General features: G+C 69.3%; 17 protein-coding genes. 9 read left to right on the top strand and 8 right to left on the bottom strand.

The window, feature by feature from the left end:
- The first annotated feature begins 38 nt into the window (after positions 1-38).
- The 9 genes from aroC to RN743_RS09095 are packed head-to-tail and all read left to right on the top strand — an operon-like array spanning position 39 to position 11,493.
- Positions 39-1,232, top strand: a complete 1,194-nt coding sequence (gene aroC / locus RN743_RS09135; RefSeq protein ID WP_310779225.1) for a chorismate synthase — start codon at positions 39-41, stop codon at positions 1,230-1,232.
- Position 1,233: 1 nt separating this feature from the next.
- The gene (locus RN743_RS09130; protein WP_310779222.1) at positions 1,234-1,821 is read left to right on the top strand and encodes a shikimate kinase; all 588 of its coding nucleotides are present in this window, start codon (positions 1,234-1,236) and stop codon (positions 1,819-1,821) included.
- A 10-nt stretch (positions 1,822-1,831) separates the two neighbouring features.
- Positions 1,832-4,387, top strand: coding sequence for a type I DNA topoisomerase (gene topA, locus RN743_RS09125; protein ID WP_310779220.1), 2,556 nt, complete (start codon positions 1,832-1,834; stop codon positions 4,385-4,387).
- Positions 4,384-5,328, top strand: a complete 945-nt coding sequence (locus tag RN743_RS09120; RefSeq protein ID WP_310779217.1) for a tyrosine recombinase XerC — start codon at positions 4,384-4,386, stop codon at positions 5,326-5,328. Before topA ends, RN743_RS09120 begins: the two co-directional genes overlap by 4 nt.
- Before the next feature lie 16 nt (positions 5,329-5,344).
- Positions 5,345-5,902: an ATP-dependent protease subunit HslV gene (gene hslV / locus RN743_RS09115; protein WP_343219011.1), complete on the top strand. Its 558-nt coding sequence runs from the start codon at positions 5,345-5,347 to the stop codon at positions 5,900-5,902.
- Positions 5,899-7,353: an ATP-dependent protease ATPase subunit HslU gene (hslU, locus tag RN743_RS09110; RefSeq protein ID WP_310779211.1), complete on the top strand. Its 1,455-nt coding sequence runs from the start codon at positions 5,899-5,901 to the stop codon at positions 7,351-7,353. Before hslV ends, hslU begins: the two co-directional genes overlap by 4 nt.
- Positions 7,354-7,373: 20 nt before the next feature.
- Positions 7,374-8,291, top strand: a complete 918-nt coding sequence (argF, locus tag RN743_RS09105; protein ID WP_310779208.1) for an ornithine carbamoyltransferase — start codon at positions 7,374-7,376, stop codon at positions 8,289-8,291.
- A complete protein-coding gene (gene gcvT / locus RN743_RS09100) occupies positions 8,288-9,874 on the top strand; it encodes a glycine cleavage system aminomethyltransferase GcvT (protein WP_310779205.1) in 1,587 nt (528 codons plus the stop codon). The genes argF and gcvT overlap by 4 nt, the downstream gene beginning before the upstream one ends.
- Positions 9,874-11,493 carry a sigma-54 dependent transcriptional regulator gene (locus RN743_RS09095; protein WP_310779202.1) on the top strand — a complete coding sequence of 540 codons (1,620 nt, stop codon included), beginning with the start codon at positions 9,874-9,876 and terminating at the stop codon, positions 11,491-11,493. The genes gcvT and RN743_RS09095 overlap by 1 nt, the downstream gene beginning before the upstream one ends.
- Positions 11,494-11,497: 4 nt before the next feature.
- Here the strand turns inward: RN743_RS09095 and RN743_RS09090 are convergent, their stop codons facing one another.
- The 8 genes from RN743_RS09090 to tig form a co-directional block, all read right to left on the bottom strand.
- Entirely contained in the window at positions 11,498-11,947 is a 450-nt protein-coding gene (locus RN743_RS09090) for an SRPBCC domain-containing protein (RefSeq protein WP_310779199.1), read from the bottom strand.
- 23 nt (positions 11,948-11,970) lie between these two features.
- Positions 11,971-12,993 (bottom strand): SDR family NAD(P)-dependent oxidoreductase, encoded by a 1,023-nt coding sequence (locus tag RN743_RS09085; protein WP_310779196.1) that lies wholly within the window; start codon positions 12,991-12,993, stop codon positions 11,971-11,973.
- Positions 12,990-14,243: a sulfotransferase gene (locus tag RN743_RS09080; RefSeq protein ID WP_310779193.1), complete on the bottom strand. Its 1,254-nt coding sequence runs from the start codon at positions 14,241-14,243 to the stop codon at positions 12,990-12,992. Before RN743_RS09080 ends, RN743_RS09085 begins: the two co-directional genes overlap by 4 nt.
- 21 nt (positions 14,244-14,264) lie before the next feature.
- Positions 14,265-15,461, bottom strand: a complete 1,197-nt coding sequence (locus RN743_RS09075; protein ID WP_310779190.1) for a DUF1214 domain-containing protein — start codon at positions 15,459-15,461, stop codon at positions 14,265-14,267.
- A gap of 81 nt (positions 15,462-15,542) precedes the next feature.
- Positions 15,543-16,160 (bottom strand): ribosome biogenesis GTP-binding protein YihA/YsxC, encoded by a 618-nt coding sequence (yihA, locus tag RN743_RS09070; protein ID WP_310779187.1) that lies wholly within the window; start codon positions 16,158-16,160, stop codon positions 15,543-15,545.
- 7 nt (positions 16,161-16,167) lie between these two features.
- Positions 16,168-17,415, bottom strand: a complete 1,248-nt coding sequence (clpX, locus tag RN743_RS09065) for an ATP-dependent Clp protease ATP-binding subunit ClpX (RefSeq protein ID WP_310779184.1) — start codon at positions 17,413-17,415, stop codon at positions 16,168-16,170.
- Between the two features lie 36 nt (positions 17,416-17,451).
- A complete protein-coding gene (locus RN743_RS09060) occupies positions 17,452-18,087 on the bottom strand; it encodes an ATP-dependent Clp protease proteolytic subunit (protein WP_343219010.1) in 636 nt (211 codons plus the stop codon).
- 30 nt (positions 18,088-18,117) lie between these two features.
- The gene (gene tig / locus RN743_RS09055) at positions 18,118-19,389 is read right to left on the bottom strand and encodes a trigger factor (RefSeq protein WP_310779181.1); all 1,272 of its coding nucleotides are present in this window, start codon (positions 19,387-19,389) and stop codon (positions 18,118-18,120) included.
- Between the last annotated feature and the right edge of the window lie 60 nt (positions 19,390-19,449).

Here is a 19,449-nt window from a genome sequence, read left to right as displayed (position 1 = left end):
ACACGATGTTCACGCAGAGTTCGCAGGATGAGGACTGAATGCTGAGGTGTCTGAGGCTGACCACGGCAGGCGAGACGCACGGCCCCGCCGTGGTCGCCGTGCTGGAGGGGATCCCCGCCGGGCTGGCGCTTGCGCCTGAGGATATCGCGCGGGAGCTGGCGCGCCGGCAGGGCGGGCACGGCCGTGGGGGCCGCATGAAGATCGAGAAGGATGTGGGCGAGATCTTCGGCGGCGTGCGCCTCGGCGAGACGCTCGGGGCTCCGGTCGCGGTCCGGATCCCCAACCGCGACTTCAGGAACTGGGGCGCGGCGATGGCGGTCGAAGCGCCGGAGGTGGACGACGACGAACGCCTGCGCCGGGTGTACCTGCCGCGGCCGGGGCACGCCGATCTCGCGGGGATGCTCAAGTACGGGCGGACGGACGCCCGCGACATCCTCGAGCGGGCGAGTGCGCGGGAGACCGCCGCCCGCGTCGCCGCCGGGGCCGTGGCCAAGCGGCTGCTGGGGGAGTTCGGCGTGCGCGTCGAGAGTCACGTGGTGTCGATCGGTCCGGTGGAAGCGTCGCGCGGGTTGCCGCTGCCGGAGGATCTGATCGCCGTGGCCGACGCGTCGGTCGTGCGCTGCATCGACCCCGATGCGACCATCGCCATGGTCGACGCGATCGACGCGGCCCGCCGTGCCGGCGATTCGCTGGGAGGCGTATTCGAGGTCGTCGCGCGCGGTGTGCCCGTGGGCCTCGGCAGCCACGTCACCTGGGAGACCCGCCTCGGCGGCCGGATCGGCGGAGCTATGATGTCGATCCACGCGATGAAGGGGGTCGAGATCGGGATGGGCTTCGAAGCCGCGCGTCACCGCGGGTCCGACGTCCACGACGAGATCGAACGGGATCCGGCGCTTCGCGGGAGCGGAGGCTACAGGCGGCGGCGGAACAACGCGGGAGGCCTGGAAGGCGGGATGACGACGGGAGGCGATATCGTCGCCCGTGTGGCGATGAAGCCGCTCAGTTCGCTGCGCCGCCCCCTGGACAGCGTGGACACACGGACCGGTGAGCCCGCCAAGGCGGTCCTCGAGCGCAGCGACGTGTGCGCGGTGCCGGCCGCCGGGATCGTGGGGGAGGCGATGATGGCGCTGGTGCTGGCGGACGCGTGGATCGAGAAGTTCGGCGGCGACAGCCTCGCGGAGATGCGCTCCAACGTGGTCAGTTACCTCGCCCGACTCGAGGACGCGGGGTGACGTGGCGGGCGTACCCGGAAAGATCTGGCTCGTCGGTCTCTCCGGATCGGGGAAGAGCACCATGGGCCCGATCCTCGCGCGGCGTCTGGGCTACCGGTTCGTCGACCTGGACCGCGAGATCGAGGCGCGAGCCGGCGAATCGATCTCGCGCGTATTCCGCCGCCGCGGGGAAGGCGAGTTCCGGCGGCTCGAGGCCGCCGCCGCCGCCCGCGTGGCCCGGGAAAAAGACGTGGTCGTCGCGACCGGGGGCGGGTGGATGGCGCGCCGGGACATCGACCGTTCCTCCGACGGCCGGGTACGCGTCTGGTTGCGCGTGCGCCCCGAGACCGCGATCCATCGCCTCTCCCAGGAGGGCGCCGAGGTCCGGCCTCTGCTGGCCGGGCCCGACCCCGAAGCCGCGCTCGCCGCGCTGCTCGCGGCGCGGGAGGCCGCCTACGCGGAGGCCGAGGTCGTACTGGAGACGGATGGCCGGGAACCGGAAGATGTCGTGGAGGTAGCGCTGAGGAGTCTGCGGCATTTCGCCGCCGGCCGGCAGGGAGGCAGGGAAGGACCGACGGAAGGACCAACGGAAGGACAACAGGAGAGTTGAGAGACAGCCCGTGAATCTCGTCATCGTGGAGTCGCCGGCGAAGGCCCGCACCCTGGAGTCGTATCTCGGGGCCGGATTCAGCGTGCAGGCATCCGTCGGACACGTCCGGGACCTCCCCAGAAGCGGCCTCGGCGTCGACGTCGATAAGGGGTTCGAGCCGGAGTACGTCACGATCGAGGGGAAGGAACCCGTCCTCCGCAAGCTGCGCGCGGCGGCGGCGAAGGCGGATTCCATCCTTCTCGCCACGGACCCCGACCGGGAGGGCGAGGCGATCGCCTATCACATCGTCGAGGCCCTGACCCAGCGGAAGCGGTCGCTCCGGGAGCGGTTCCACCGCATCACGTTCAACGAGATCACGAAGAGCGCCGTGCTCGAGGCGCTCAAGGAGCCGGGCGAGATCGACCTCCCCCGCATCGAGGCCCAGCAGGCGCGCAGGATTCTGGATCGTCTCGTCGGGTACAGGGTCTCCCCGCTCCTGTGGAAGAAGATCAAGCCGGGGCTCTCGGCGGGCCGCGTGCAGTCGGTCGCCGTACGCCTGCTCGTGGAGCGCGAACGGGAGCGGCGCGCCTTCCGGAGCGGCGCCTGGTGGCGCCTGCGCGCGCACCTCGCCGCGGACGGGGGAGTCTTCACGGCCGACCTCGCCGCCCTCGACGGGGTGGCGATCGCGACGGGCCGGGATTTCGACGAGCGCACCGGCGCCCTCAAGCCCGGCCGCAAGGTCGTCCTGCTGGACCGGGAACGCGCCGAGGCGCTCCGCGCGCGGTTGGCCGACGCCGCCTTCACGGTCGTCAGCCTGCGGGAGAAGCGGTCGAAGCGGAGCCCGTATCCTCCCTTCACGACGGCGACCCTCCAGCAGGAGGCCAACCGCAAGCTGAACCTCGGGGCCCGGGAGACGATGCGGACCGCCCAGGCGCTCTACGAGGCCGGCCGCATCACCTACATGAGGACCGATTCCGTCACACTCTCCGAAGCCGCGATCACGGCGATCCGGAGCCGCGTGGCGGCCCGATACGGGAAGGAGTACCTGAGCCCGGCCCCACGGCGCTACAAGACGAAGTCCCGCTCGGCGCAGGAGGCCCACGAGGCGATTCGTCCGGCCGGCACCGACATGCGGACCGCGGATGAACTCGGACTCACCGGCCGGCAGAAGGCGCTCTACGAGCTGATCTGGCGACGCGCGGTCGCGACGCAGATGGCCGATGCCCGGCTGCGGCACCTGACCGTGCAGGTGGATGCGGAGGAGGCGCGCTTCCGGGCCGCGGGGAAGGTCATCGAATTCCCCGGCTTCTTCCGCGCCTACGTCGAAGGCTCCGACGATCCGGACGCGGCGCTGGAGAACCAGGAGACGGTCCTCCCGGACTTGCGCGAGGGTCAGACGCTCGAGAAGCGCAAGCTGGAGAGCCGGAAGCACGAGACGAAGCCGCCCCCCCGCTTCACGGACGCGGCGCTCGTGAAGGAACTGGAGGCGGACGGCATCGGGCGTCCCTCCACGTACGCTGCCATTATCTCTACCGTCGTCGATCGAGGGTACGCCGTACGACAGAACAAGCAACTCGTCCCCACGTTCATCGCCTTCGCGGTAACCGGCCTCCTCGAGGATCACTTCCCGAACCTCGTCGACACCGGGTTCACCTCCGAGATGGAGGATGCGCTGGACGAGATCGCTCGCGGCAACGTGGACTGGCGCGCCTACCTCGGGGATTTCTACAGCGGCGGAGACGGTCTCGAAGCGCGACTCGTCGAGCGCGAAGCGGCCATCGACCCGCGCGAAGCCTCGACCGTGCGGCTCCAGGACCTCACTCCCCGCGTGCGGATCGGCCGCTACGGGCCCTTCCTCGAACTCGAGAAGAACGGCGACCGGCTCACCGCGTCCCTCCCCGACGACGTCGCCCCGGCCGACCTCAGCGAGGAGCAGGCGATCGACCTCCTGCGGAAGCGGGCGGAAGGTCCGGACCGTCTGGGGGAGGACCCCGATTCCGGGGAGGCCATCTACCTCATGGAGGGGCGCTTCGGCCCCTACGTCCAGCGGGGCGAGCGGGCGGACGGACAGAAGCCGAAACGCGCCTCCCTCCCGAAGAACATGCGGCCGGAGGATGTCTCGCTGGCGACGGCGCTCAAACTGCTCGCCATGCCCGCCCCGCTCGGCGCGCACCCGCAGAGCGGCGACCCGGTGAAGGTGGGCATCGGGCGCTACGGCCCGTACGTCGTCCACCAGTCGGACTACCGCTCGCTGACGGAGAGCGACGACCCGCTCGACATCACCTTCGAGCGCGCCATGGAGCTGCTCTCCGCGCCCAAGACGCGGGGCCGCCGGGCGAGCGCCACGCCGCTGCGGGAAGTCGGCGCGCACCCGGATGACGGCGAGCCGATCGCGATCTACAAGGGTCGCTACGGTCCCTACGTGAAACACGGCACGACGAACGCGTCGCTGCCCAGGGGGATGGAGCCCGACGAGGTCACGCTGGACGTGGCGCTGGACCTGCTGAAGAAGCGGAGGGAGCGCGACGCGACCCGAAAGGCGGGGGGGCGGCGCGGCGGCTCCCGCAAGAAGTCGTCGAGAAAATGACCGGGACGTCCGCGCCCGCCGACTCGGGGGCGCGAGCTCGACGTGCATGGGTCGACGACTTCCTTCGCTACGCCCGCTCCGAGCGCCGGCTGTCCCCCAACACCGTGTCCGCATACCGCCGCGACCTCGGCCAGTTCGAGGCCTTCGTGAGCGCGTACGAGGGGACGCACGACTGGGGCTGGGCGGACGTGCATCGCCTGTCCATCCGTTCCTTCATGGGACACCTGGAGTCGCGCGGGCTGAAGCGTTCCTCGATCGCCCGCAAGCTCGCCGCCGTGCGCGCCTTCTTCGCCTTCCTCCGGCGCACGGACCGGGTGGAAGCCAGCCCGGCCCGGCTCGTCCGCACCCCCCGCCGCGACCGGACGCTGCCCTCCTTCCTGAGCGAAGAGGACGCCCGCGAACTGCTCGATTCCGCGGGCGAGGCGGCGCGACGGGACGGGTCCGCGGTGGCGCTCCGGCGCTGGGCCCTCCTCGAGTTGCTGTACTCGTGCGGACTGCGCCTGGCGGAGGTGCAGGGCCTCGACGTGACCGCCGTGGACCGCCACACGGGGCAGGTCCGAGCGCTCGGGAAGGGCGGGAAGGAGCGGGTGGTCCCTCTCGGCCGCCGCGCCTCGGAAGCGCTCGGCGCCTATTTCGGGAAACGGGGGGAAAGCGCCTCCCGCGCCGCGTTCCTCTCCGTTCGCGGCACCCGCCTCTCGCGGCGGCAGATCCAGCGCGACGTGACGGCCCAGCTTGCGCGGGTCGCGGAGGGCGACCGTCTGACCACGCATTCGCTGCGCCACTCCTTCGCGACCCACCTTCTCGATCGCGGCGCGGACCTCGTCTCGGTGAAGGAGATGCTGGGACACGCGAGTCTGAGCACGACCCGGATCTACACGCACACATCCGTGGACCGCCTCAAGCGCGTACACTCCCGGGCCCACCCGCGCGGTGGAGAGTGAGAGGAGAGTGAAGAGCATGATACGAGCCACAACGATCCTCTGCGTTCGGGTCGGAGGGGAGGTCGCGATGGCGGGTGACGGCCAGGTGACGATGGGGGAGACCGTCGTCAAGGCGAAGGCGAGCAAGCTCCGCACCATGCGCGACGGTCGGATCCTGGCGGGCTTCGCCGGCGGCGTCGCCGATGCGCTCACCCTGTTCGAGAAGTTCGAGGCGCAACTCGAACGCTACCCGCGCCACCTCACACGCGCGGCGGTGGAACTCGCGAAGGAGTGGCGGAGCGACCGCTATCTTCGGCGGCTCGAGGCGCTGCTCGCCGTCGCCGACCGGGAGACGAGCCTGCTCATCGCCGGCACGGGAGAGGTCATCGAACCGGACGACGGCATTCTCGCGCTCGGTTCCGGGGGGCCGCACGCGCTCGCCGCCGCTCGGGCCCTCGCCCGCCGGACGGATCTGCCCGCCGCCGAGGTGGCCCGGCAGGCGCTCGAGATCGCGGCGGAGATCTGCGTGTACACGAACCGCGAGATCACGGTGCTCGAACTCGCGGACGCCGACGGCAACGGAAACGAGCCATGAAGACCGATATCAGCCCCGCCCCGGACCCCGGCGACCCCGGCATCGCGGCGGCGCTTACCCCGCGACAGATCGTCGAGGAACTCGACCAGTACATCATCGGACAGGACGAGGCGAAGAAGGCCGTCGCGATCGCGCTCCGCAACCGCTGGCGCCGGCAGAACGTCGACGAGGGGATGCGCGAGGAGATCCTCCCCAACAACATCATCCTCATCGGCCCGACCGGCGTGGGGAAGACCGAAATCGCCCGCCGCCTCTCGCGGCTCGCGGGGGCTCCGTTCATCAAGGTCGAGGCCTCGAAGTTCACCGAGGTGGGCTACGTCGGCCGCGATGTGGAATCGATGATCCGGGACTTGCTCGAGATCGCGATCAAGCTCGTTCGCGAAGAGCAGGAGGCCCGCCACGCGGAGATCGCTGACAGGCGGGTCGAAGAGCGCCTCCTCGACCTTCTCCTGCCTCCCGTCGCGGAGAGCGAGCCCGCGGCGGGTTCCGGCGGAGGCCCGCAGCGGCAGTTCGTCGTGTCGCTCGCGGGGCAGGCATCCGAGACCCACTCGGACGAGCCTTCCGAGCAGCGCAAGCAGCGCACTCGGGAGAAGCTCCGCGGGCTCCTGCGCGACGGCATGCTCGATGAGCGGGAGGTCGAAGTCGAGGTCAGCGAGAGCGCGGTCCCGATGCTTGATGTGGGGGGCGGCATGGAAAGCCTGGACTTCAACGTCGGCGAAGTCCTCAAGGGCGTTCTGCCGAAGAAGACCCGCCGCCGCCGCGTCTCGGTCGCGGACGCGCGCCGCATCCTCCGCTCCGAGGAGCTCGCGAACCTGGTGGACATGGAGGAGGTCACGGAGCAGGCGCTCCGCCGGACCGAGAGCATGGGGATCGTCTTCCTCGACGAGATCGACAAGGTCGCCGGAAAGCACGGCGGCTCCGGACCCGACGTATCGCGCGAGGGCGTGCAGCGCGACCTCCTGCCCATCGTCGAGGGGTCCACGGTCCAGACGCGGCACGGGATGGTCCGCACGGACCACATCCTGTTCATCGCCGCCGGGGCCTTCCACATCGCGAAGCCGTCGGATCTGATCCCCGAACTCCAGGGCCGGTTCCCGATCCGCGTGGAACTCGAGAGTCTGGACGCGGAGGCGTTCACGCGCATCCTGCAGGAACCTCGCTACGCCCTCCTCGCGCAGTACCAGGCACTCGTGGAGACCGAATCCGCCCGGCTCGAGTTCGAGGAGAGCGCGGTCCGCGAGATCGCCCGCATCGCGAGCCACGTGAACGAGCGGACGGAGAACATCGGCGCCCGGCGTCTCCATACGGTGCTCAGCACGCTCCTGGAGAAGATCCTCTTCGATCTGCCGGAGGCGCGGGCGAACGAGACGATCGCCATCGACGCGGACTTCGTGCGCGATCGCCTGTCGCGGATCGCGGACGACGAAGACCTGCGCCGCTATATCCTCTGAACCGAGGTACTCACGAAGCCATGGACCGGACCCGACACTTTCTCTCGATCGCCGACTGGTCGCCCGAGCGGTTGCGCGAGGCGCTCGACCTCGCCGACCGCCTCAAGGCCGACCCCGATGCGGCGGGCCGTCCCCTCGCCGGCAAGTCGCTCGCCATGATCTTCACCAAGAGTTCGACCCGCACCCGGGTGTCCTTCCAGGTGGGGATGCACCAACTCGGCGGGCAGGCGCTCTTCCTCTCCTCGCGCGACATCCAGATCGGGCGCGGGGAACCGCTCTCCGATACGGCCCTGGTCCTGTCGCGCTTCGTGCACGGGATCATGATCCGGACGTTCGCGCAGTCCGACGTCGAGGCGCTCGCCGAGCACGGTTCGATCCCCGTCATCAACGGACTCACGGATCTGCTGCACCCCTGCCAGGTCATGGCCGACCTGCAGACCGCGCGCGCCGAGTTCGGCCCCGACCTCTCGGGACGGACCGTCGCCTGGATCGGCGACGGCAACAACGTCGCGAACTCGTGGTTGAACGCCGCGGCGAAACTCGGCTTCCAGCTCCGTCTCGCCTGCCCCGAGGGTTACGATCCGGATCCCGCGATCCTCGCCGCCGCGGGACGCGCGACGCAGGTGGATCTCTTCCGGGCGCCCGCCGAGGCGGCGGAGGGAGCGCACGTCGTGACGACGGACGTGTGGGCCTCGATGGGACAGGAGGAAGAAGCCGCGGAACGCGCGCGGGCCTTCGAGGGATACCATGTGGACGCGGAGATCATGGCCCGCGCCGCCAACGATGCGATCTTCCTCCACTGCCTGCCCGCGCACCGCGGCGAGGAAGTCGCGGCCGAAGTCATCGACGGGCCCGCGTCGCGCGTGTGGGACGAGGCGGAGAACCGGCTCCACTCGCAGAAGGCGATCCTCACCATGCTCATGGGAGCGGCCTCGTGAAGGACCTGAAAGAAACCCCGCTGTTCGAGGAACACGTCCGGCTGGGCGGGAAGATCGTCCCCTTCGCCGGCTACGCGATGCCCGTCCAGTATCCGACCGGCATCAGGGCCGAACACCAGGCCGTGCGGGAGAAGGCGGGCCTGTTCGACGTCTCCCACATGGGAGAGTTCCGTGTCCGCGGCGGGGACGCGCAGGCGTTCGTGGCCTACGCGACCACGAACGACCCCTCGCGCCTGGAGCCGGGAGACGCCCAGTACAGCGCGATGTGCCACGAGACCGGCGGCGTCATCGACGACCTCATCGTCTACTGCATGGGCGAGGCGGATTACCGGCTCGTCGTGAACGCGGCCAACATGGCCAAGGACTGGACGCACCTGAGCGGGCTCGCGCGGGACTTTGACGTGGAGATGACGGACGAGAGCGACGGGATCGCCCTCCTCGCCCTCCAGGGTCCGCTGGCGGAAGTGATCCTGGCGCCGCTGACCGACCGGCCGCTGACGGAGATCGGGTACTATCGCTTCGTGCACGGAGACGTCGCGGGCGCGCCGTGCGTCATCAGTCGGACCGGATACACGGGGGAGATCGGGTTCGAACTCTACATGCCGAATGCGAGCGCGGTGCCGATGTGGCGGGCGCTGGTCGAGGCCGGCGCCGTCCCCACGGGCCTGGGAGCCCGCGACTCGCTCCGGCTCGAGATGGGCTACGCCCTGTACGGCAACGACGTGGACGACGAGACGACCGCGCTCGAGGCCGGGCTCGGGTGGCTCGTGAAGCACGCCAAGGGCGACTTCGTGGGCGCGGAAGCCCTCGCCGCCCAGCGCGCCGCCGGCCTCACCCGCAAGCTGCGCTTCCTGAGACTGCTCGAGCGGGGCTTCCCGCGGCCGGGCTACGACGTGCGATTCGACGGGGAGGCCGTCGCCGTCGTCCGCAGCGGCACCGTGAGTCCTTCCATGGGGCACGGGATCGCGACGGCCTACCTGCCGGTGGCCGCCGGGTTCGGCGCCGCGGTCGAAATCATGATCCGGGGGAAGGCGATCGCCGCCGAGGTCGTCCGCCCGCCCTTCTATCCGCGCGGCTCGCTGCACCGGATCGCGCCGCGGATCGCCGTCATCACGATCTCCGATGCCGTACACGCCGGGGAGCGGGCGGACGGTTCCGGGGATCTCATCGGGAAGTGGATCCGGGGGCGCGCCTACTCGCTGTCCGGGGCCGATGTCGTGCCCTGCGAGAGCGACGCGATCAGCTCCCGCCTCCGGCACTGGTGCGACGTACGTGGGGTCGATGTCGTACTCACGACCGGCGGCATCGGGCTCGCGGCGCGCGACGTGACGCCCGAGGCGATGCGCACCGTCCTTGAGCGCCACGCGCCGGGGATCGCCGAGATGCTGCGCCGCGCCGGCGCCGAGTCGACGCCGTACGCCGCGCTCGGCCGCGGGCTTGCGGGAATCCGCGGCGAGACGCTCATCATCAATCTGCCCGGAAGCCCGGGCGGCGTCTCCGACGGCCTCGCCGCACTCGAGTCCGTCATCGACCACGCGGTCGATCTGCTCCGCGGCGAGACCGTGAACGCCCCGGGCGGCTGATGGCGGGCGTCTTCGTTGACGGGCGCGCGGTGGAGGCCGCCATCGCCGTCCGGCAGGCCGCGCAGGCCGACGGGCACGAGGTCGAGTTCGTGGAGTCCGTGCGCGAACTCGAGGGACGGCTGGGCGGGGCGGCCGAGGTCGCGCTCATCCTCACGGGCCCTCCCGGCGAATCGCGCGCCGCCGCGATGCGCGGACTGTTCGAGGCGGAGATTCCGCGGCCTCCCGTGCTCGGACTCACGGAGGAGACCCACCCGGACGCGCGCCGGCGGCTGGCGCGGTCCTTCGATCTCGACGAGGCGCTCTCGCTTCCCGTCGACCCCGACGAGGTGCGGGTCGTCCTGCAGACGCACCTCGACCGCTACGACCTCCAGCGGCAGACGGGGATCATCGGGCGTACCGAGGCCGTGCGCGAGATCCTCGAGCGGGTGCACATGATCGCCCCCGTGATGAGCACCGTCCTCCTCACGGGCGAGAGCGGGACCGGAAAGGAACTCGTGGCTCGGGCCTTCCACCGGCTGTCGCCGAGGCGCGCCAGGGCCTTCATCGCGGTGAACTGCGCCGCCCTCCCCGAGTCGCTGCTCGAATCCGAACTGTTCGGACACGAGAAGGGTGCCTTCACCGGCGCGACCTCGCTGCGGCGGGGGATGTTCGAACTCGCCGATGGCGGCACGCTCCTCCTCGACGAGATCGCGGAGATGCCGCTCCCCACCCAGACGCGGCTTCTGAGGGTGCTCGAGAGCCGCCGCTTCATGAGGGTGGGCGGGGACCACGAGATCCAGGTCAGCGTCCGCGTCGTCGCCGCGACGAACCGCGACCTCAGACAGGCGGTCGAGACCGGGGAGTTCCGCCGCGACCTGTACTACCGCCTCAACGTCCTCAACGTCCACGTCCCCCCGCTCCGCGAGCGGCGCCGCGACATCCCCGTCCTCATCCGCCGCTTCATCTCGGAGTTCAGCCGTCAGCACGACCGTGAGTTCCGAGGACTCGCGCCCGAGGCGCTCCAGATCCTCCTCGACTACGACTGGCCGGGGAACGTTCGGGAACTCCGCAACCTGATCGAGTCCATGGTCGTGCTCGCGCCCGGGTCCGTGATCCGTCCCGAGGACATCCCCCCCGAGATCCGGTCGGGGGGCGTGAGCCTCGTGCCGTCCCCCGCACGCATCGCGCCTTCGGTCGACGCAGGCGCCGGACACCTCCCGAGTTCTCCGCAACTCGCGTTCGTCTTCCGCACCCTCGTCGACCTCAAGGTGGACATCGATGACCTCAAGCGGGAGTTCGAGGCCTACAGGTCGGGCGCTCGCCAACTCCCTGCGGCCCCCGCCCGGAGCGGGGTGGGGGAGGACGTCGAGGACGCGATCGAGATCGACATCACCGACGCGGTCGAGGCGATCGGTACGACCGGCGCCGAGACTATCTCATCGACGGAGGACGGTCCCACCCCCGAGGAACCGGACATGATCGCGATCCGGCCTGGGATGACGATGGAGGAGATCGAGCGCGCGGCGATCATCGCGGTGCTCCGCCAGGCCGGAGGCAACCGGCGCAGGGCCGCGGAGGCTCTCGGCATCGGCGAACGCACGATCTACCGCAAGATCCGGAAGTACGGCATCGAGCACTAGTGTGTCACTCCGCCGAACCCGTCTCCGCGCGGGCCTTCAGCCCTCGTGCGACGTCGTTGAACCCGCGGCGCACGAACCCGCCGAAGAGCAGCATCACGAGCGGGATGAGGAGGCCGGAGAAATCGTCCGACGTCCGGTAGCGGCACCGCCCCTCTCCGACGGCTTCCAGCCGCTGCTCCCGCAAGGCCGAGATCAGCAACCGGTGGCCCATCGCCGTGCTCCACGCGATGAGGTGCGGCGGCTCGACCGCCTCGATCCGTTCGACCTGCTTCAGCCTCCACGGGCCCATCCTCACGTACAACTCGACCGGCGAGCCGATCTCGAAGTCCGTGGCGACCGAGGGCGTGAACGGATTCCATTCGCCGTAGCGCTCGAAGTCGGTGAGGATGTCCCACGCCCGTTCGATCGGCGCGTCGATTTCCACGGATTCCGAACGCACATGTCCCCGGAACAAGGCGATGCCCCTCCGCTGCGGTTTCACTCCGGTTCACCCGTGGCGAACCCGGCCGCACGCTCTTCGCCGGGCCGCGGGTGTCGCGCCAGCAGCGCCTCGCTCTCCCGCCACAGGCGCGCTCCGGCGGAGGTGTCCATCGCCGGCGCGGACATCTCCTTCTCCCGCATCAGGTGCAGGTAGACCCCGCTCCGGCGACCCATGTCCTCCGCGCAGCACGCATGGGTCACGGGCGCCACCGCCCTGTCGGGCGCCGCGAAGAGCAGGCGTTTCGCGGGGTAGAGCAGGGGCTTCAGCCACCACGGCGCCTCCCGCATCAGGTCGGAGTCGACCGCCCCCGGACACAGCGAGTTCACGGCGACGCGCACCTCTCCATCCGGGTTCAGGCGGCGCGACAGTTCCTGCGCATAGGTGCACAGGTGCAGTTTGCTAAACGCATAGTACTTCAAGCCGTCCTGCAGGCCGTAGTCGGCAAACGCGCCGAAACTGGCGAAGTCGATCGAATCGGCGGCTCGATGCGTTTCGGACACGATGAAGACGATTCTGGGGGTCTCTCCACCGGGACCGCCCGGCCGAACGACGCCGTCCGCCAGGAGTCGGTCGATCAGTACGCGGTTGGCCAGGAAATGGACCGCGAACATCAACTCGTAGCCTTGGGCCGACCTCCGTGCCTTCGCCGGCATCACGCCGGCGTTGAGGACGAGGACGTCCACCGTGCGCCGCTTGCGCTTGAGCCGGTCGCAGAGCGCGTGCACGGAGTCGAGGTCCGCGAGATCGACGCGAAACATGTCGACCGCGTCGGAACCGGAGAGCCGCCGGACGTCCTCCCCGGCCTCGGGATGTCCGCCCCGGCAGGCCATGAGCACTTCGGCGCCGCGTTTCACCAGGTCGACAGCCACCGCCTTGCCGAGCCCCCGGTTGGCCCCTGTGACGAGGCACACCCTGCCGTCGAGGCGGACGCGCTCCGGAACGGGGCTCAGCGTGGGGCGTTGGAAGAAACGATCGACGACCCCGCTGGAAAATGCCCTCAGCTTCCGGTTGTATTTCACGTGACGACCTCGTGCGGTATCCGGTATTCGCGCCGGTAGGCAGCGGAGTGTCCGTCCATGGTCTCCTCGTCGAGGCCGAAGCTGGCCGACGAGTAGACGTGCCTCCCGAGGCTGTCCTTCCCGCTTCGCTCGGAAACGGCTCTCGCGGCGGCTGCGGCCTCCTCCGTGAAGTCGATCCCCGCGGCTCCGTAGATCCTGCGCAACTCGCCGAGCGGGTCCGCGACCAGGTCGTAGAACGATACATCGATGAACACGCCTGTGTCCGCGCCTCGCCGCACGGTCATGGAGCGCTCCATCATCCGGCGGATCTTCCTCATCCAGTGCGCCCCGATCTCCACCGGATCCACATGGTCGCTGAAGATGCCGCGCCCGTGCGCCACCATGCTGCAGAACGACGGCACCGACCTCTTCGGGTCGCGATGGGTCTGGATGACGCACACGTCGGGGAAGACATCGAGGACGACGTCGAGGTGTTCCATGTGATGCGGCGTCTTCAGCACCCAGCGATCGCCTGGCCGCTGCCAGTGCAGGATCTTCAGCACCGTGAGCATGTACTCGTAGCACTTGGTGTGGTCCCGGGTTTCGAGCCAGCGCGCATAGCTCGGCACGTGCATCGCCGCCTCCGGCGCCTGGCTCATGAACGAGAGATCGAGCAGAAGCACGTCCTCCTCCGGCGCGTCCCAGGCCATGGGGTGGACGGCGCGGAAATCGGGTGCCAGAAACCCGATCGCCCGCGCGGCGCGTTTCGCTTGGCGCATGCGTCGCCGCGGAGGCCCCGTCCCCTCGCCCTTGAGAGGTACGGGGCTGAGGACTTCCCATGCACTCAGGGCGCGAGTGCCCGGGTCCGCCGCAAGCAACCGGTGCAGCATCGTCGTCGCGGTACGCTGCAGGCCCGCGATGAGGAGGATTCGCCCCGGGTCCGCGTCGAGAATCTCCGGGTGTTCCCGAAGCACCCGCTCCGCGCGCAGCCGAATCGCGAGCGCCGATACGATCCGCGCGCGCTGAATCGCCGCGCCGAGCGGCGTCAGTCGAGCCTCCGCGTTGATGGAGTCCACGAGCACCTCGAGGGGCTCCAGGAACCACTCATCGCCGAAGTCGGAGAGTCCCGCCCGTCGCCTCGCGGCGGCGATCATGCGGCCGATGTCGAGGGCGCCGCCGAAGCCGAACCTCCGGGCCGCCCGCCCCACTCGGTTGGAGACGGACACGGAGAGGGGGCGGTACGGCCTGTCGTACTCCGTCGAGGTCCGCACCGGGCTGCCGTCCCGCCTCGTCTACGCCTCGCGAGGCGCGCGCAACTCCGACAGCTTCACGAGCCGGGTTCGCGGCTGCGGATGCTCCTTCGCCCTCACCCAGCGAAAACACATCGTCCCCGACGTATGCCCCGCCGTCTCCAGCCAGTTCGGGAGCCCGGGATCCTCGTGGCAGACGACGAGGCGTATGGAGCCGTCCTCCTCCTGGTGCGCGAGGTGCTTGTTCGTGTGGATCGCGTGGTAACGGTAGTCCAGCGACTCCATCCAGTAGTTGTTCAGTTGGAAGTTCCAGTGCTCGCACTCGGGCGGCATCGCTTCGATGACGAGCGCTTCGTCGTCGGCCACGGCCCAGTGACTGTGGTAGTAAACGATGTTCGGGTCGCCACCCGCCTGCAGCGACACGTCCGGATCGAACATGGGCAGCGTGTTCGAGTGTTTCCGAAAGCCCCGTGCCCAGTTCGCGAACAGCAGCGCCGCGCCCGCCACCAGCGTGCCGGCGGACTTCAGTCCCTCATCGAGTTGCTCCGGCGTGAGCGGGCGGGGTCGTTTCTCGTCCTCCGCGCACCCGATGCGCTCGATGCGGAGTTCGGCCGGCGCCTCGGTCTCCCGGTCGAGGAAGGTCTGGCGCACGATCAGCGTGCGGCTCTCCGCCGTCATCGGCAGCCAGTTCCCGTCGTGGCGCCGACTGCTGACCATGAGTTCGAAGGTCCCGTCCTCGCCGGTCTCGATCTCGCCGGCCTCGACATGGCCAGTGGGGGGCAGGCCCCCGCTCTGTCCGTAGTGGCCGGCCTGCGTGCCGAAACTCAGGTACTTCACCGTGTTGCGCCGCCCGGAGATCCGGTACTCGAAGTCGCCGTGGATCGCGGCCGTCTGGTAGTAGTTGTCCGGGTTGTCGCTCCCCAGCTTCACCGTCTCGTGGGCCACGCGGTGCAGCACCGGCGCCCGCGGATCGGCGTGCTCCACGAAGGCCATGAGCCCCCCGCGGACCAGGCGGCTGAGGTAGCGGTATCCCTCCGCCTGGTTGAACGGGTCGCGGGGCGCGCCGGGGAAGGTCAGCGCGGCCCCCGCCGCCTTCAGCGTGTCGCAGAATTCGTCCCACGCCTTGCCGCTGACCACGCGCTGCGCGGCGACGTCCGCGGGCGGCCGGCCCCGCAGCTTCCGCGCCGCGAGCGAGAGGCGCCGAAAGAGCCCGATCAGTCCGATGATGAGCCTTCTCATCGCGTCTCCTCTCCGCCCACCCCGTGGCCTCGAGGTGCGCCGTGCTTCGGACGACGGGTCGGACCGGCGAGTGTCGACGCGCTAGCCGGTCTCCGCCTCGGCAAGGAGGGCGGCGATGCTCTCCCGCAGCGTGTCGACGCCGGCGCCGGTGCGCGCGGACGTCTCGACCAGTTGATCCGCATCGAGTTCGAGCGCCCGGCGCAGCTTCTCCGTCGCCCGCCGTCGCCCGGACCGGTTCAGCTTGTCCGTCTTCGTGAGCGCGAAGAGCGTCGGCGTCCCCGTCGCCCCCAGGAAGTCGATCATCCGCTCGTCGTCGTCCGTGAGACCGCGGCGCGCGTCCACGAGCAGCACGAGTCCGAGCAGCTCGGGCGTCCGGCGCAGATACCTGTCGATCAACCGCCCCCACTTCTCGCGCACGGCCTTCGGCGCCTTCGCGAAACCGTAGCCCGGCAGGTCGACGAGCATGTACCGGTCGTCGACGAGGAAGAAGTTGATCTCGCGCGTGCGCCCGGGCTGCTTCGAGGTTCGCGCGAGGCTCTTCCGCCCCACGAGCCGGTTGAGCAGCGAGGATTTCCCGACGTTCGAGCGCCCGGCGATCGCGATCTGGGGGAGGTCGCGCGGCGGCTTCTGGCCGGCCGCGCCGACGGCGCCGACGAACTCGACCGTCCCGACGCGCGCGACCCTGTCAGCCGGCGGCACAGGCCCGCTACGCCTCCCTGCGCTTGGCCTCGGGCTCGAGGATGAGGAGCGGCTGGTTATTCTCCTCGACGGTCTCCCGCGTGACGACGACCTCGCGGATGTCCATGCGCCCCGGCAGGTCGAACATCACGTCGAGCATGATGGATTCCATCACGGCCCTCAGTCCGCGTGCGCCCGTCCCGCGGTCGATCGTCTTGCGCGCGATCGCGCGCAGCGCCTCCGGGTCGAGCGTGAGACCCACGCCCTCGAGTTCGAACATCTTCGTGTACTGCTTGAGCAGCGCGTTCTTGGGACGCTGCAGGATCTCCACCAGCGCATCCTCGTCGAGGTCGTGCAGCGCAACGAGCACCGGCAGCCGGCCGACGAGCTCGGGGATCAGCCCGTAGCGGAGCATGTCTTCGGGTTCGACGCAGGCGAGAAGGTTATCCTCATCGTTCGGCGCCACGCTCTCAGCGATGAAGTCATCGCGGAAGCCGATCTGCCGACGGCCCTGCCGTTCCTGGATGATCTCCTCGAGGCCGTCGAAGGCGCCACCGCAGACGAAGAGGATACTCCGCGTGTCGATCTGGATGTATTCCTGCTGCGGATGCTTGCGCCCGCCCTGCGGAGGCACGGACGCCACCGTCCCCTCGAGGATCTTCAGCAGCGCCTGCTGGACGCCCTCGCCGGAGACATCGCGCGTGATCGACGGATTGTCCGATTTGCGCGCGATCTTGTCGATTTCGTCGATGTAGACGATGCCGCGCTCGCACTCCGCCACGTTGTATTCGCCCGCCTGCAGGAGCCGGACGAGGATGTTCTCGACATCCTCCCCCACATACCCCGCCTCGGTGAGCGTCGTCGCGTCCGCGATCGTGAACGGGACCTGGAGAATCCGCGCCAGCGTCTGCGCGAGCAGCGTCTTGCCGACCCCCGTGGGACCGAGAAGCAGGATATTCGACTTCTCGATCTCGACGTCGTCGACGAGACTGCGGTGGTTGATCCGCTTGTAGTGATTGTAGACGGCGACCGAGAGCGTCTTCTTCGCGATCTCCTGCCCGATCACGTACTCGTCGAGCGTCGCCTTGATCTCGCACGGCGTCGGGATCTCCGTGAAGCGCCCGCCCTGTTCGCGTTCCTCTTCCTCGGCGAGGATCTCGTTACAGAGCGAGATGCACTCGTTGCAGATATAGACGTTGGGTCCGGAGATGAACTTCTGCACGGCGTCCTTGGACTTGCCGCAGAAGGAGCAGCGCAGGTGCTTGTCGCTCGGCATCGTCGCCTCCCCTCGGTCCCTCGGGTTGCCCCGGCGCTACTTGGCTACGGCAGGGCCGGGTCGGCCGTTCTTGCCGTTCCCTTCCGACTCGCGCGCGACGACCAGGTCGATGAGCCCGTAGTCCCGCGCTTCCTCGGGGGACATGAAGCGGTCGCGGTCGACATCCTCCGCGATCCGGTCGAGCTCCTGTCCGGTGTGTTCGGCGAGGATCCGGTTCAGCCGCTCCCGGGCGTTGAGGATTTCCTTCGCCTGGATCTCGATGTCCGCCGCCGTCCCGTACGAGCCGCCGGAAGGCTGGTGGATCATGATCCGCGCGTTCGGCAGCGAGCGCCGCCTGCCGGGCGTGCCGGCGGCGAGCAGGAACGCTCCCATCGACGCCGCCATCCCCATGCACATCGTCGCCACCGGGGCGTTCAGGAACTGCATCGTGTCGTAGATCGCGAGGCCGGCCTGGACACTCCCCCCCGGCGAGTTGATGTAGATGTGAATCTCGCGCTCCGGGTTGTCCGCCTCCAGGAAGAGCAACTGGGCGATCACCACGTTCGCCACATCGTCGTTGATCGGAGCCCCGAGGAAGACGATCCGGTCCATGAGGAGACGCGAGAAGATGTCGTACGTACGTTCCCCGCGGCTCGACCGTTCGATGACGTACGGTGCGAATATCGTGCTCAAATCAGTCCCTCACGTGGTTTGCGAAGCCCATCAGCTCACGTCCGAGCCGTCGATCAGAAACCGGAACGCCTTATCGATGGCGAAACGGCGGCGGAGGGGGTCGAGCTGTTTCTCCCTCGCGAGCTCGCGGCGCATCTCCACCAGGCTCTTGCCCCTCGCCTTCCCCAGTTCCGACAGGCGCTCGTCGAATTCCTCGCTCGACAGATCGAGTCCCTGATCCTCGATGAGTCGCTCGAGCACCAGATCCCGCTTGATCTGACGCTCCACCTGCGGGGTCACGGACTTGCGGGCCTCCTCGACCTGCGCGGGATCCGCTCCCTCGGGGGCGTCGATCACCCGGTCAAGATAACGCGACGTGAGACTCGGCGGCACCTCGAAGGCGTTGGCTTCGATCACCGCGTCGAGGAGCCGTTCTCCGACCTCCTCGTCCGCCTGGCGTTCGCCCCGCGCCAGGAGTTCCTTTTCGACCGCTTCACGAAGTTCCGCCAGCGTCCCGAAATTCCCGATCTCGCTCGCGAACTCGTCCGTAAGGTCCGGAAGCTCGCTGGCACGGACGTCGTCAAGGCGGATCTGCAGCGACCGGGTGGTACCCGCCAGTTCCTCGGCCCCGAAATCGTCCGGGTAGGAGACCGTGAACGTGCCTTCCTCGCCCGGCGCCAGCGCGAGGATCGCGTTTTCCACATCGGGAATCGCGTAGCCCGCGCCCAGTTCGAACCGATACGGCTTTTCCCCCGCTCCGTCGTCACCCTCGCGTTCCCTGATGGCCACGGCGACGACATCCCCGCTCCGCGGCGCCCGGTCCACGGGCTGGAGCACGGCGTTTTCCTTGCGGATGTTCTCGATGACCTCGTCGATGTCTGCGGCCTCGACGGCCACCTCGCGCCGCTTCACCCGGAACCCTCGGGTCCGCGCAAGCTCGAACGCCGGCATCACCTCCACGTCGATGCGGAACGAGAGCCGCTCCCCCGGCCGGTAGTCCAGTTCGCTTACGACGGGCTCCCCGATGGTGGAGAGGTCGTGCCGCCGCACGGCGTCCCGAAACGCCCGGTTGACGAGCGCATCGACCGTCCGTTCGTCGATGAGGGGACCGTAGCGTTCCTCGACGATCCGCACCGGGACCTTCCCCTTCCGGAACCCCTTGATGCGGGTCGTCTTCCGGAGCCTGGCGGCTTCCCGGCGCCGCGTCGCCGCCACCTGCGCGGGGTCCACGGACACATCGAGACGGCGCAGGTAGTCGTTCTCTCGCTTGATCGCGACGTCGAACGGATCCGTCGCGGCGGCTTGTGAATCGGCTCGGCTCAAGGTCGGTATGGCTCCCGCTCGTGTCTTCGTGTCTCCGCACGGGCTGCTGGCAGTCTACGG

Source organism: Candidatus Palauibacter scopulicola, assembly GCF_947581915.1.
Taxonomy (GTDB): domain Bacteria; phylum Gemmatimonadota; class Gemmatimonadetes; order Palauibacterales; family Palauibacteraceae; genus Palauibacter; species Palauibacter scopulicola.
Note: the sequence above shows the minus strand (reverse complement) of the source record. Positions and strands in the feature narration are given on the sequence as shown.